This window comes from Dactylosporangium sp. NPDC051484 (genome assembly GCF_040689395.1).
GTDB lineage: Bacteria > Actinomycetota > Actinomycetes > Mycobacteriales > Micromonosporaceae > Dactylosporangium.
This window is the reverse complement of the sequence record NZ_JBFAZX010000004.1, coordinates 337,547-352,089: the sequence shown is the minus strand read 5'-3', so window position 1 is coordinate 352,089 and position 14,543 is coordinate 337,547. Positions and strand designations below refer to the sequence as shown.

General features: G+C 74.9%; 10 protein-coding genes. 6 read left to right on the top strand and 4 right to left on the bottom strand.

Translation table 11 applies throughout. The features are described from left to right. The first annotated feature begins 4 nt into the window (after positions 1-4). From AB0367_RS10355 to AB0367_RS10330, 6 genes are all read left to right on the top strand, one after another. Positions 5-451, top strand: coding sequence for a hypothetical protein (locus AB0367_RS10355; RefSeq protein ID WP_366225927.1), 447 nt, complete (start codon positions 5-7; stop codon positions 449-451). Then, positions 448-1,083 carry a class F sortase gene (locus AB0367_RS10350; protein ID WP_366225926.1) on the top strand — a complete coding sequence of 212 codons (636 nt, stop codon included), beginning with the start codon at positions 448-450 and terminating at the stop codon, positions 1,081-1,083. Before AB0367_RS10355 ends, AB0367_RS10350 begins: the two co-directional genes overlap by 4 nt. A gap of 132 nt (positions 1,084-1,215) precedes the next feature. Beyond that, positions 1,216-1,890, top strand: a complete 675-nt coding sequence (ung, locus tag AB0367_RS10345; protein WP_366225925.1) for a uracil-DNA glycosylase — start codon at positions 1,216-1,218, stop codon at positions 1,888-1,890. A gap of 1 nt (position 1,891) precedes the next feature. After that, the gene (locus AB0367_RS10340; protein WP_366225924.1) at positions 1,892-3,322 is read left to right on the top strand and encodes a DUF5931 domain-containing protein; all 1,431 of its coding nucleotides are present in this window, start codon (positions 1,892-1,894) and stop codon (positions 3,320-3,322) included. A 131-nt stretch (positions 3,323-3,453) separates the two neighbouring features. Next, a complete protein-coding gene (locus AB0367_RS10335; protein ID WP_366226045.1) occupies positions 3,454-4,086 on the top strand; it encodes a response regulator transcription factor in 633 nt (210 codons plus the stop codon). A gap of 93 nt (positions 4,087-4,179) precedes the next feature. After that, positions 4,180-8,172, top strand: coding sequence for a hypothetical protein (locus tag AB0367_RS10330; RefSeq protein WP_366225923.1), 3,993 nt, complete (start codon positions 4,180-4,182; stop codon positions 8,170-8,172). A gap of 109 nt (positions 8,173-8,281) precedes the next feature. On the opposite strand, the gene AB0367_RS10325 is transcribed toward AB0367_RS10330, so the two are convergent. The 4 genes from AB0367_RS10325 to AB0367_RS10310 all read right to left on the bottom strand — a co-directional run bounded on the left by AB0367_RS10325 (position 8,282) and on the right by AB0367_RS10310 (position 14,486). Further along, positions 8,282-9,178: a Gfo/Idh/MocA family oxidoreductase gene (locus AB0367_RS10325; RefSeq protein ID WP_366226044.1), complete on the bottom strand. Its 897-nt coding sequence runs from the start codon at positions 9,176-9,178 to the stop codon at positions 8,282-8,284. Between the two features lie 103 nt (positions 9,179-9,281). Further along, positions 9,282-10,934 (bottom strand): protein kinase, encoded by a 1,653-nt coding sequence (locus AB0367_RS10320; protein WP_366225922.1) that lies wholly within the window; start codon positions 10,932-10,934, stop codon positions 9,282-9,284. 153 nt (positions 10,935-11,087) lie between these two features. After that, the gene (locus AB0367_RS10315; protein WP_366226043.1) at positions 11,088-12,347 is read right to left on the bottom strand and encodes a glycosyltransferase family 4 protein; all 1,260 of its coding nucleotides are present in this window, start codon (positions 12,345-12,347) and stop codon (positions 11,088-11,090) included. Positions 12,348-12,563: 216 nt separating this feature from the next. After that, positions 12,564-14,486 carry an amylo-alpha-1,6-glucosidase gene (locus AB0367_RS10310; RefSeq protein WP_366225921.1) on the bottom strand — a complete coding sequence of 641 codons (1,923 nt, stop codon included), beginning with the start codon at positions 14,484-14,486 and terminating at the stop codon, positions 12,564-12,566. Positions 14,487-14,543: the final 57 nt, after the last annotated feature.

Here is a 14,543-nt window from a genome sequence, read left to right as displayed (position 1 = left end):
CGACATGCAGACTCTCCTCGCTGCGCTCGGCGCCGTCGTCCTCGCCCCTTCGGCCGGCCCGAGCGGCGCGGTCACGCCGAGCACCGTCACGCCGGGCAGCCCGGTCACGTTCAGCGTCGTCTGCGCCGACGGCGTGCGCTCGGCCGACGTGGCCGGCACGGCGCTGGGCCTGGCGGAGCGCATCCCGATGGAACCGGGGAAGACCTCGGGCGCCTTCTCCGTGACGGTCAACATCCCAACCAGCACGCAGGAGGGGACATTCAACGTCAGCATCGACTGCGGGGACGGCACGTCGACGGTCGTGCAGTTGGTGGTCTCGCCGTCGGGCGGGGTGCCCACCGGCGGTGGCGCCACGGCGCACGATCCCAACCACATGCTCATGGCCGCCGGCGGTGGGCTCCTCGTCATCGGCGCCACGGGCGCGTTGCTGCTGCGGCGCCGGCCGGCTTGAGGTTTCTCGTCCGGCCGGACGGCCGGTGGCACGGGCTGCCCGCGCTGCTCATCATCGCACTGGTCGTCGCCGGGGTGTGGATGATCGGCAGCTCGCTCGGCTCGTCGCCGCCGTTCGTGCCGGCCGGGTCCGGATTCTCCGGGGTACCGGGGGCCTACATGACCCGATCGTCGCCGCCGGTCCGGGTGTCCATCGGGACGATCGGGGTCGACGCGCCCGTGAAGCGCGTCGACGTGAACGTCGACGGCATACTCGAGCCGCCGTCGCTGAAAGAGCCGAAGATCGTCGGCTGGTACGGCAGGGGGCCGAGCCCCGGCGAGCGCGGGAACTCGGTGCTCGTCGGGCACGTCGACACCGCCGCCACCGGCCCGGCGGTCTTCTACGAGCTTGGCCGGCTCAAACCCGGCGACGCGGTGACGGTGGCCCGGGAGGACGGTTCGTCGGCCACGTTCCGGGTCGACGCGGTGCAGTTGTTCGACAAGACGGCCTTTCCGGCCGGGCAGGTGTACGGACCGGTCCCCGACGCCCGCCTGGAGCTGGTGACCTGCGGGGGCACGTTCGACCGGCAGCGCGGCGGATACCTCGGCAACACCGTCGTCACCGCCTCGCTGCTCTCGGCTACGCCGAGCTGACCGGCTCCGGCGCGGAGCGGGTCGCCGTCGCCGCCCCACGGGTCCGGCCTACGCCCTGGTCCCATCTATCCGGATAAATGCACTCTTCACCCGGTACCAAAAATGTCGTACGCGGCTCGTAGAGTGCCGTGCATGTCGTTGGATCTGCTGGAGCTCCTCCCCGCCGCCTGGCGTGACGTGATGAAGCCGCACCTCGACCTCGAGGTGGTGCAACGCCTGCAGACGTTCGTGGAGGGCGAATATGCGGCCGGCCCCGTCTATCCGCCGCTGCCCGACCTCTTCACCGCGTTCCGGCTGTGCCCGCCGGACCAGGCCCGGGTGCTCATCCTGGGCCAGGACCCCTACTTCAAGGAGGGCCAGGCCCACGGGCTGAGTTTCTCCGTGCGCCCCGGCGTGTCCGTGCCGCCGTCGCTGCGCAACGTCTACAAGGAGCTGCGCGACGACCTCGGCGTCACCCCGCCCGCCAACGGCGACCTCACGCCGTGGGCGGCCGACGGCGTGCTGCTGCTCAACGCGGTGCTCACGGTGCGCGCCGGCAAGGCCGCCTCACACGCCGGGCGCGGCTGGGAGCACTTCACCGACGCCGCCATCCACGCCCTCAACTCCTTCGAGCGGCGGGTCGTGTTCGTGCTCTGGGGCGGATATGCGCGCAAGAAGGCCGGACTGGTCACCAACCCGCAGCACCGGGTGATCGAGGCCGGCCACCCCAGCCCGATGAACCCGGCCGGCTTCCTGGGCTCCCGCCCGTTCAGCAAGATCGACGCGGCGCTCGACGAGGCCGGCCTGCCCCCGGTGCACTGGGTCTGACATGGTCCGCGGGGGCGAGCGGGACACGGTGCCGGGCCTGGAGGGCCCACTGTGGCGGGCGCTGATGGTCTTCCGCATCACCGCGCTCGGCTACGCCGCCGCCCTGATGATCAACAACTTCCGCCACTACGCGTGGCCCTTGGGCGGTTGGCTGATCATCGGCGTCATGGTCGTCTGGACGGCGGTGAGCAGCCTCGCCTACGCGCGCCCCGAGCGCCGCGGCTGGCCGCTGCTCACCGCCGACCTCGCGGTCGCGGCCGGCTGCCTGCTCGCCTCCCGCTGGATCGTCAACCCCGACGGCCTGGGCGTCGGCGCCCCCACCCTGCCGATGGCCTGGGTCGCCAGCCCGGTGGTGGCCTGGGCCATCTCCGGTGGCCGCCGCCGCGGCGCGATCGCCGCGATCCTGCTCAGCGCGGCCGACGTGGTCGTGCGCGACGGCCTGAGCCAGGCCACCGCCAATGGCCCGGTCCTAATGATCCTGGCCGGCATCGGCGTGGGCCACATCGCCCGCCTGGCCATCGACGCCGAGTCCCGCATGCAGCGGGCGATCGAGCTGGAGGCCGCCACCCGCGAGCGCGAACGCCTGGCCCGTGGTATCCACGACTCGGTCCTGCAGGTCCTGGCCCTGCTCCAGCGCCGCGGCGCGGAGCTGGGCGGCGAGGCCGCCGACCTGGGCCGCCTGGCCGGCGAGCAGGAGGCCGTGCTCCGCGCTCTGGTCACGTCGGCACCCCCACCGCTACGCCGGCCAACCCACACCCCCATCGCGACGCTCTCCCAGACCCCGTCGCCATCCCCCGCCCCATCGCCCGACCCGGCCGGGTTCCCGGGCGCCCCCGCGTCCACCGACGTGGCCGGAGCCGCAGGCGCCGACCGGCCGGTCGATCCGGCGGGATTCGCCGGCCGCACAGCGCCCGATTCGCCGGTCTCGGGTCCGACCCGGGCCGCCGGCGCCGGCCGCCGCGGAGCTCGCTCGGGCCGGCTGGTCGCGTTGCGCTGGGGTGGCCGGGGCGCCGTTTCCCGCACGGCTCCCGCTCCCTCGCCGCCGGACCTCGTCGACCTGCGCACGCTGCTCGACGCGCACGCCTCGACCGCGGTCACGATCGCCTCACCGGCGACCCCGGTGCTGCTCCCCGCGCCGGTCGCCGCCGAGATCGCCGCCGCCGTCGCCGCGGCCATGGACAACGTCGCCCGCCACGCCGGCCCCGAGGCCCAGGCCTGGCTACTGCTGGAGGAGCTGGACGACGCCGTCACGGTCACGGTGCGCGACGACGGCCCCGGCATCCCGGACGGCCGCCTGGTGGAGGCGGAGCGCGCCGGCCGCCTCGGCGTCGCCCAGTCGATCCGCGGCCGCATGCGCGACCTGGGCGGCACGGTCACCGTCACGTCGAGCCCGACCGCCGGCACAGAGGTGGAACTGCAGATCCCTCGCTGATCCCTCGATGATCCCGGCCTGTCCCGCCGTGGACCGCCGCGAGCCGGGAGCTGTGGTCGCGGGGCTCAGTGAGCGGGCGCTCTCGCCGCGTTTATGGTGCTTGGGTGGACATCGGGGCGAAGCTGCGGGTGATGGTGGTCGATGACCATCCAATGTGGCGCGAGGGAGTTGCCCGCGACCTCGCCGAGGGTGGATACGAAGTGGTCGCGGCCGTCGGGGAAGGGGCTCAGGCGGTGCGGATCGCCGGATCGGTCCGGCCCGATGTCGTGGTGCTCGACCTGCAGCTGCCGGACCGGTCCGGGGTCGAGGTCATCCAGGGCATTCTCGCCTCCTGCCCGGACGCGCGCATTCTCATGCTGTCCGCGAGCGGCGAGCGGCAGGACGTGCTCGACGCCGTCAAGGCGGGGGCCACGGGCTATCTGGTTAAGTCGGCGGCCCGGGCGGAGTTCCTCGCGGCCGTGCGGCGGACCGCGGATGGTGATCCGGTCTTCACGCCGGGGCTGGCGGGGCTCGTTCTCGGCGAGTTCCGGCGGCTGGCGAGCGTCACGCGGGCCGAGGACCCCGGCGCGCCGCGGCTGACCGAGCGCGAAACCGAGGTGCTACGGCTGGTGGCGAAGGGTGTGACGTACAAGGAGATCGCCGAGCGGCTGGTGCTGTCCCACCGCACGGTGCAAAACCACGTGCAGAACACGCTCGGCAAGTTGCAGCTGCACAGCCGGGTCGACCTGGTGCGGTACGCGATCGAGCGCGGGCTCGACGAGTGACCGGTTACCCGGAAGAAAGGCCGCCGGTACTCAGACGGGGTTGAGTAGCCCACCCGATTCGCCTGGTCACAGCCAGGCGTCATGCTGTGCGGCATGGTGAGCTATCCCTGCCCGTTCTGCGGCGCGCCCGCCGGGCTCGAGGCCGGCTGCAGCGGCTGCGGCCGGCCGCCCTTCCCCGACGCCGCCGAGGTCGTGCGACTCAACGAGCGCACCGTCGAGTTGTACGCCGAGGTCGAGGCGGCCCGCACCCGCTACGGCGCCGCCGTGCAGCGGTTCAACGCCGTCCAGTCGCAGCGCAACATGCTCGCCGCCCGGGTGAAGGCCGCCGTCGCCGCCGTGGGCCCGACGAAACCGCGAATTCCGGCAATAGCGCCTGATATCGCGAAATTTCCGGTCTATGGGACCGGCGTCGCGCCGACGCCGGCGGCAGGACCTAGCACCGCGCCCGCACCAGCGGCGACCACCGGCGCCGCGTCGGCAAAGACCGCGGGGACAAGCAACGCGCCCGAACCAGGGCCGGCGGCGACCGGCTCCGCTTCGGCAAAGACGGCGAGGAGAAGCAACGCGCCCACAGCAGGGCCGGCGGGGACCGGGCCCGCTCCGGCGAAGGCAGCCGGGGCCGGCGTCGCGCAGACGCCGGCGGCGGTGGGGAGCCCGGCCGGGCCGGTTCCGCCTGGCGAGACGATCCTCGGGCAGCGGCCCGAGGCCGCCCCGCGCACCGTCCAGAACATCCTGTTCATCCTCGGCGGCCTGCTGCTGGGCAGCGCCGCCATCGTCTTCACCGCCGTCGCCTGGGCCAGCTTCGGCGTCCTCGGCCGCGCCGCCATCCTCGCCGTCGTCACGCTCATCACGCTCGCCGTGCCGCCGGTCGCGCTCGCCCGGCGGCTGCGGGCCACCGCGGAGACGTTCGCCGCGCTCGGGGTGCTGCTGGTGCTCCTCGACGGGTACGCCGCCTGGTACGTCGACCTCGCCGGCCTCGCGCGGGCCGCGACCCCGACCGCGTACGCGGGGCTGACCTTCGCGTTCGCCGCGGCCGTCGCCGGCGGGTACGCAGCCCTCACTCACCTGCGCGCGCCGCGCCTGGCCGCCGTCGCGGCGCTCCAGCCCGTGCTGCCGCTGCTCGCGGTGCACCGCGGCTTCGGGGCGGCCGGCTGGACGCTCGTGTTCGTGTGCGTGGCGGCGATCGGCGTGCTGCTGGGCCGTACCGTGGAGAAGGTCGCCTGGATCCCGGCGGGCCTCGCGGTCCTGTCGGCGCTGCCTCCCGCGCTACACGCGCTGGCCACTGCGGACGGTGTGCCCGCGGCCGCGCGCGCCGCGGGGGCCATGGTGCTGCTCGCCGCGCTGGTCGTGGTGGCGGGGCTGTCCCATGAGCGCACCGCACAGGTGGGTGCCGGAATGGCGACGGGCATCGTCGCGGTGGCCGGGGCGCGGCTGGCCGCGGAGGTGTTCCCGCACCAGCGCTACGCCGCGTTCGCCGCGCTCGCGCTGCTCGTCGCCGCGGCCGCGATCGTCGTGCCGCAGCGGGTCCGCCGCGGTGTCCGGGTGGGCGCCCTGGTGGTGGCCGGCGGGTTCGCCGCGCCGTACGCGTACTTCGCCGTCCTCGCCGCCGTCCAGACCGCCGCCCGCGCGCTGCCGGCGTGGCGCCCGCAGGAGGCGCCGCTCGGGGGCCTGCTGTCGCAACGCCTGTTCGACTGGCAGGAGCCGGTCGCGCTGGTCCTGCTCGCCGTCGCGCTCTGGCTGCCGCTGCGCCACCGCGCGGTCGCGTTGACGGCCGCCGTGCTGGTCGCCTTCGCCGCCCCCGCGGCGCTCCCGGCCCCCAGCACCGCCCTGGTGTCCATTGTGGATGCCGTGGCACTGGTGGCGCTGGCCGCGATCGCGCTCACGTCCGCCCGCGGGGCCGCCGCGGCGATCCCGTTCGTGGCCGCGCATCTGGCGCTCGCCGGCCTCGCCACCCCGCTCGCCACCCTGTTGGTGTACGCCGTCCTCGGTGGAGTGTCCACAGTGGTCGCCGTCCGAGCGGCCGAGCGTCGCCTGAGCCTCCCGGCCGCCGTCGTGGCCCTGCTCTGCCTGCCCGTCACGGCCGCCGCCGCATTCCGCCTGCTCCACCTCGGTACCGCGGAATCGGGCCTCCTCCCGCCCGCCCTCCTCGGCGCCACGGCCGGCCTGGCGGCGCTGATCGTCGCGGTCTTGCTGCTGGGCAACCGCGCCCGCGTCCCCGGCACGGTCGCCACCGCCACGGCGGGCGCCGGCGTGACGCTCGCGGCGACGTTGTTGTCGGCGGGCAACGACGGCACAACGTGGTTCGGCACGTACGCGGCGGTCGCCCTCGCCGGCACCTGGCTCGCCGCCCGCGGATTCCGCTCACCACTGACGGCGGCCACCACCGACGAGACCGTGGTGCCACTGCCCGCCACACCACCGCGGGCCGCCGCCGATGCCACCAGAACACCGCCCACCGGCGACGCGGCCTGGACGCCACCGATCGGCGATCCGGCCCGGACACCACCGACCGCCAGCGACGCCCAACCGCCGCCCGGCATGACGCCACCTACCGGCGACCCGGGCCGGGCGCTGCCGGCCGGCAGTGCGGTCGGACCGTCTGTCGCCGGTGACAGGGGCGCCGAGCCCTCGCCCGGCGAGACGCCGCCGCTCGCCGGGGACGGCCGCGGGGCGGTGCGGCTCGGTCACGCGGCTCCCGCGCTGGTGCCGGTGGTGCTGGCGGTGCTCTCGCTGCTCCCCGCAGCCGCTCAGGCGCTGCTACGACCGCTGGCCTGGCTCGGTGCCATCTGGCATGGCGCACCGGCGGGCGTGGGGCTGAGCCCCAGCAGCAACGAATGGTGGGCCGACACCCCGGCAGCCTTCGGCCCGGCCGCGGCGGCCGCCACCCTCGCGGTGCTGGCCGTGCTGGCGGTGCCGGTCGCCCGGCGGGTCGGCGCGGCGGCCTGGAACCTCGCGGCGCCGCCGGCCGCCCTCGGCCTGGTCCTGGCGTGCGTGGCGGCCGGGGCGCCGTGGCCCGTGGTGCCGGCGGTCACCCTCGCCGCGGGCCTGGCCACCGCGCTCGCCGCGGCCCTGCGCCGCCCCTCCCCGGGCGCCGCGCTCGGCGCCGTGACGTGCTGGTCCGGCATCGTGGCCGGCCTGGCCGGCTGCCTGGCCGCGCCGGCGACGACACTGTCCGCCCTCGGCGCGGTCGTCGCCGCCGCGGTGCTCGCCGGCCTGCTCGGGCGCACCACCGTCGCCCGTGTCCTGGCCTGGCCGGTCGCCGGCGTGAGCGGCGCGTGGCTGGCGTTCGCCGCCGCGCGGGCCGCGGACCTGCCGTTGCGCGCGTCGGCGTACTGGGTGTTGCTCGCCGCCGCGATCGCCCTCGCCGCGGGCCGGCTGTTGCGGGGCCGCCCGCTGCCGGCCGGGTCCGTAGACGGGCGCGGCGCGTGGACGACGGGGGTCGAGGGGCGCCTGCTCGACGCCGTCGCGCACGCCACGGCCCTGGTGGCGGCGCTGCTCACGACCGGCGACGCGGCCGCGGCGGCCGGGGTCGCCGGGCTGTGGGGCGTGGCGCTCGGCCTGCGGGCGCTCGCCGGCGTGGCGCGGACCGCGTACACGGCGGCGGCGATCGTGGCCGAGCTGCTCGCGTACGAGCTGGTGCTCGTCGCCGGGGACGTGTCCCTGACCGAGGCGTACACGGCGCCGTTGGGGGCGGTCGCCGTGGCCGCCGGATGGTTCGCCGCGCGGCGCAACCCGGCGCTGACCAGCTGGTCGGCGTTCGGGCCGGGGCTGCTCGCCGGGTTCGTGCCCAGCCTGGCCCTGGTGCTCGTCACGCCGGGCGATCCGGGACGGCGGCTGCTGCTCGGGACGGCCGCGATCGGCGTGGTGCTGGCCGGCGCGCGACTTCGGTTGAAGGCGCCGATCGGGGTCGGCGGGGTCGTGCTCGCGGTGCTCGTCGGCCACGAGATCCGGTTGTACTGGGACTACCTGCCCCGGTGGGCACCGCTCGCGATCGGGGGTGCGCTGCTGGTCGGGTTCGCGGTGACCTACGAGCGCCGCCTGCGCGACCTGGCCCGCCTGCGCGCCACGATCGGCCGGATGCGGTGAGGCGGCTCACCCGTCCACATCACCCTTGTCGATCTTGCAGTTGTGGTGCCGAGACGCTCCCTGAATGTCCGGTTTGGCAGGCACCACAACTGCAAGATCGACGCCGCTACTAGACCGCGACGATCGTCGACGTGCTGCGTGCCTTCTCGGCGGCGGCGAGGATGCGCACCACCTGCGCGCCGAAGGCGGCGTCACACACGTGCGGCACGCCGGTCGTGGCCGAGTCGAGCAGGGCCGACACCGCGGCCCCGAACGCCTCGACCTGGGTGATGTCCGACTCGGGCAGGGTCGTGGCGCCGTGCTCGCCGAAGTACGAGAAGCCGAAGCTGGTGGCGTCCAGCGCGGCGTCGAGGGTGAGGGAGAGCGTGCTCGCCGCCCCGCCCTCGTGGCGCAGCAGCAGGTGGACGGTGTCGCGCGGCCCCTCGGCGGCGGAGAGGTCGACCACGGGCCCGAGCAGCGGCAGTATCACGGACAGCGCGTGCGGGCCGAGGTCCCACAGGCCGCCGTGCTGCTTGCGCCAGACCGACCCGGCGTAGGGGTTGCCGGGCTGGAAGATCGAGGTGTAGATCGTGCCGTGGGCCGCATACCAGCCGCCGAGGGCCGCGTTGTCGCGCAGGAACGCGTCGATCGACGGCACGAAGCGGTTGGTGAAGAACACGACGGAGGCGACCCCCGCCTCCTTGGCGGCGGCGACGACCTGGTCGGCGGCGGCCGGGTCGAGGGCGAGCGGCTTGTCGAGCAGCAGGTGCTTGCCGGCCTTGGCGGCACGCACGGCGAGCGGCGCCTGCACGTCCGGCGGCAGCGCGATCGCGACGGCGTCGACGTCGCGCAACAGCGCGTCGACGTCGTCATACGCGGGCACCCCGTATCGCGACGCCAGGTCGGCCGTCTTGTCAGGGCTGCGGCCCCAGACGCCGGCGAGTGTCGCCGAGGGGTGTGTCGAGAGCCCGGCCGCCTGCGTGACCGTCGCCCAGTGTCCCGTGCCCAAAACGCCGAATCGCATCAGACCATTGTCCCCCATGCCGCAGCGCCGCCGATCACCACCCGCGATGATCTCCGGCGGCCCCCTTCGGCCTCCGGCGGCGCGGCCCGGCGGATCGTCCCGGGCCTCACCTCGGGCCCGGCTTGCGGCGGGCGCGCTGGGCCGGCGAGGTGGTCGCGACGTAGCCGGTCGGCGGGCCCGGCTGGCCGGTGCGGTGGCCCGGGTCATTCGGGTCGCCGCCGGGCGGCGGGCCGGGGTTGTTCGGGTCGCCGCCCGGCGGCGGGCCCGGATTGTTCGGGTCGCCGCCGGGCGGGCCCGGCTGGTTGGTCGGCGGGCGCGACCGCTCCACCGGCGCGTCGACGATCTCGGTGATCGCCGGGAGCGAGTCCTGCGGCCCGCGATGGGCGGTGCGCTGGTCGCAGGGGACGTCGTTGAGCACGAAGTCGCTCGGTGGGCGCGGGGCGCCGCCGTGGCCCCATAAACCGAAGGTGACCGCCTTGCCGGGCGGCAACGGCACCAGCCCGGTGACCACCTGGCCGCCGACTCCGGGCTGATACTGGCTGACGCCCTCGACGCGGTCGACCGTCTGGCCGCCGCGGAAGACGAAGCGCAGCGTCCACGGGTCCACGGTGCGGTTGCCGACGTTGGCGACGGTGACCCGGGCCTCGAACGGCTTGTCGACCTTTGGGGCGAACTGCGGGTGGATGTAGAAGTCGACGTTGCACCCGGGCTTGGGCGCCCACGGCTTCCACGCGATCATGCCGGTGGTGGCGCCGGCCGCGGCCATGGTCGCCGCGATGGCCACCCACGTGCGGCGGGCGTTGTCGCGGCCGCGGCGTGGCCGGCGGGGACCGGGCAGCGCCCACCGGGACTCGGGATCGACCGGCCCGTGCACCTCCTGCGTGGAGGAGCCGTCCGCGCCGGGCAGCACGACGTGGATCCCGGTCGCCGCGGCCAGCACCCGGGCCACCTCGACCGCGGGCGGCCGGGCGTCGGGGTCCTTGGCCAGGCAGCGGCCGACCAGGCGGGCCACCTCGGGCGGCAGGCCGGGGATCTCCGGCAGCGGGTGCGGCGGCTCGTACACGTGGTTGGCGATCATCTGCGTCGGCGTGTCCGCGTGCCAGGGCAGCCGGTCGGTCAGGCAGCGGTAGGCCAGCAGCCCGACGGTGTACACGTCGGTGGCCGGGATGACGCCGCCGCCGAGCAGCCGCTCCGGGGCGAGGTACGCGGGCGTGCCGAAGACGGTGCCGTCGCGCTCGTCGTCGGGGTCGAAGGAGCCGGTGAGCCCGGCGACGCCGAAGTCGAGGATCTTCGCGCCGGCGGGGGTGAGCATGACGTTGCTGGGCTTGATGTCGCGGTGCACGACCCCGCGCTCGTGCGCGGCGGCGAGCCCGGCGGCGACCTGCGCACAGATCTGGGTGGCGCGGCGCCACGACATCGGCCCGGAGCGCAGCCGATCGGAGAGCAGTTCGCCCTCCAGCAGTTCCATGACCACATACGGGCGACGGCCGTTGCGCCCGCCGGCGAGGTCGCCGGCCTCGCCGTAGTCGTGCACGGCCGTGATGTTGGGGTGCTGCAGCCGGGCGACCACCTGGGCCTCGGCGCGGATCCGCTCGCGGTTGCCGGCCTTGCTCGCCAGCTCCCCGGCGAGCAGCTTGACGGCGACGTCACGGTCGAGCACGAGATCTCGGGCCCGCCACACCACAGCCATGCCGCCGGTGCCGACGGGTGCGATCAGCCGGTACCTGTTGCCGAGTACCTCATCAGCGCTGCCGCTCAACCCAGTTGCCGTCCTGATCGACTCCGGTCGCTGTACCTGGGAAACCGTACCGGGGAAGCAACGCCGTGGCGAGACCCGAAAAGCGAAATATGCGACCGGCCCCGGCGAATCGCATCACCGGGGCCGTCAGAAATTCGATCCGTCGCCGCTCGGTCACAGCGTCAGGAGATTACCCTCCGGTACGACGATCTGCGGCCGGCCGTGCTCGAGGAACGCGGCGGCCTGCTTCGCCGCGAAGCCGGGCGCCTCGGTGATCGCTGTGGTGTACACGTCGGCGGTGTTGTTCGCGATCGTCGACCAGCCGTAGCGCTCGCTGACCATCGAGCGCGCCCGCTTGGCGACCCGGCGCGCGAACGACTCGTCCTCCAGCAGGGTGCCGACGGACGCGGCCAGCGCGTCGGGGCTCTTGGCCGGGAACGTCACGCCGGTGACGCCGGGCTCGACGATCTCGGCGAGCCCGCCGGTGGCCGCGACGGCGAGCGGCGCGCCCGCGGAGGCGCCCTCCAGCGCGACCATGCCGAACGGCTCGTAGATGCTCGGCACGACGAGGGCGTCGGTGGCGGCCATGAGCGCGGGCAGTTCGCCCTCGCCCATGAAGCCGGCGAAGCTGACCGCGCGCTGCAGCCGCAGCCGGCGCACCTCCTCCTGCAGCTCGCCGCGGTGCGGACCGTCGCCGGCGATGACGACCCGCAGGCCGTTGTGCCGGGCGCGCAGCTCCGGCAGCGCGGCGATGAGGTCCTGCACGCCCTTCTCGTAGACCAGCCGCCCGGCGTACCCCAGCAGGGGCCCGTCGGCGGCGAACCGCGCCCGGGCCGCATTGACTGCCCGGGACGGCGCCCGCCAGACGCTCGCGTCCACGCCGTTGGCCACCACCGACACCCGCGCCGGCGCGAGGTCGAGCAGCCGCGTGACCTCCCAGCGCATGTACTCGGAGCAGACGACGACGCGGCACGCCTCGTGTCCGAGCCACCACTCGACGGAGTGGATGCACTTGTTCATCTCGTCGGGCAGCCAGCCCTGGTGCCGCCCGGCCTCGGTGGCGTGGATGGTCGCCACCAGCGGCAGGTCGAGGGACTCCTTGAGGGTCACCGCGGTGTGCGTGACCAGCCAGTCGTGGGCGTGGACCACGTCGTACTCACCGGTGGACGCGGCGCGCAGCGCGGCCCGCGTCAGCGTGTGGTTGAACGCCATGGTCCAGGCCAGCAGCGTCGAGGTCGTCAGCGGGAACAGCGGCGGGTCCTCGGCGGCCCGCACGATCCGCACGCCCTCGGCGTACTCCTCCAGCGGTGCGCCGGGCGCGTGCCGAGTCACGACCGTCACCTCGTGTCCCGCCGTCACCAGGGACGTCGCCAGGGCGTGGACGTGGCGGCCCAGGCCACCCACGACCACCGGCGGGTATTCCCACGAGAGCATCAGAATGCGCAACGGTTGTCGATTCCCGGTCCCGATGGTCTCACTCACGTGGCCGCCCCCACAGATCGTTGATCAAAACGCTCGCCTAGATACCCACGCACGGCAGCGGGTACACACGCGGTCTCGCCCCCGCGTGTGAGCTGTTGGGTGGGTTGAATCTCATCCTGCCCGGCGAGGGTTACCGCGGTGGCAAATCTGATTTCTTTGGTGTAACGGTCAGCCGACATTCCGCCGTACGGGCGGGGTGTTCCTTCGCACCCGAAGAGTCTCCGCGACCGACCAGGCCTGGAACGGACAGCCCGTCGCCCGGTGCGGCGGGTCCCCGTCCGCCGTCTCGCTGACCGAACCGACACCCCACTCCCACAGGTGCGCCTCGAGGCCCCGCAGGAGTTCGCCGTGCTGCCGCGCGGACGGGGCCGGGTGGGCATCCGCGTACGGGCCGATCATCCAGGGCCACACCGTGCCCTGGTGGTAGGCGGCGTCGCGCTGCGCCGGCCCGCCCGCGTGGGCACCCACGTACGCCGGGTCCGACGGCGCGAGGCTGCGCGGCCCGAGCGGCGTGAGCAGGGCCGACGCGGCCCCGGGCGCGGGCCGGCCACGCATCGGGCCGCGGGGCAGGCTCCACGCCAGCAACTGGTTGGGGCGCAGCGAGGGGTCGTCGCCCGCCGGGCCGTCGACGACGTCGTACAGCCGCGCCCCCCGATCCAGCGGGAAGCGCCGCTCGAAGCTCTCCCGCGCCCGGCGCAGCAGCGCGAGGGTGTCGCCGGCGTCCTGGCCGAGGCGCTCCCGCAGCGCCGCGACCGCGCCGAGCCCGTTGATCCACAGCGCGTTCACCTCGACCGGCTTGCCGGCCCGCGGCGTGATCGGGACCCCGTCGACCCGGGCGTCCATCCAGGTGAGCGCGACGCCCGGGGCACCCTGCGTGATCAGGGCGTCGGCGTCGGCCCGGATGCCGTAGCGGGTGCCCCGCAGGTGGGCGGCGACCACCTCGTCGAGCGCGGGGAGGATCTCCGCGGCCAGGTCGTCGTCGCCGCTGCCGGCCACGTGCCGCTCGACGGCGTGCAGGAACCACAGGGTGGCGTCGACGGTGTTGTGCTCGGTGCGGCCGGTGTCGGCGGTGTTGGCGAGCATGCCGTCGTCGAGCGTGGCGGCGTAGGCGCGCAGCAGCTCGCGGCCCTCGTCGTGCCGCCCGGTGGACAGGAAGAGGCCCTCGTAGGACGTCATCGTGTCGCGCGACCACGTGCCGAACCACGGATACCCGGCGATGACGTCGGGCGCGCCCGTGGCGCCGGCGACCACGAACGCGTCGGCGGCGAGCACCAGGGCGCGGTCCACCTCGTCGGCGGCGTCGTGGGTCAGCGCCTGGGCGCGCCGCCGGGCCCGCTCGACGATGCGTTGCGCGCCGAGCGCCGCGTCCGTCCCGGCCCAGGCCTCGACCTCGACGCTCTCCCCCGGCTCCAGCCGCGCGGTGAACTGCCCGGCGCACCACAGGTCCTCCTGCGCCGCCAGCCCGCGCTCCTGCTCCAGGCGGGCGTGCGCCCCGCGGTACCACTGCCCGATCCCGGTGAACCCGGGGCCGGCGAGGCTGAAGGAGCGCTCGATCACCGCCCCGGCGTCGTGCGCCTCGACGTGCGGGGCGGGGCCGCCGGCGGTGCGCTCGCCGTGCACGTCGCGCCAGGTGACCAGCGCCTTGAGGGCGAGCGTGACCGGGCCCGGCGCGCTGACGAGCCGGTGCACGACGCCGAGGTGCGCCCGGCCGTGCACCATGGCCAGCTCGCGCTCGATCACCACCGGGCCGATCCGCCAGCGCCAGCGGGGCAGCCCGTCGACGAGGTCGAAGCGCTCCAGCAGGGTGTGCCCGGCTGGGCCGATCGCTCCGCCGGCCCACTCGTGCACCGCGAGCTCGACGGTGGCGCCGGAGGGCAGGGTGAGCACCGGGTCGAGCGCGGCCAGGCCGAGGTGGCGCCGGGCGGGCTGCCCGGGCTCGGCGACGATGAGCAGCCCGTGGTACCGCCGGGTCCGCAGCCCCGGCACGGTGCCCATCGCGTAGCCGCCGGCCCCATCCGGGACAAGCCACTCACGCGTCGCTCCAAACGCCAAATCACCACATATCTGGGCACCGAAGACCACCATGTGCACAATCTTGGTGGCTGGGGGTGGCGACCGGCGAGCGGTTCGCCACAAAATTATCGATCA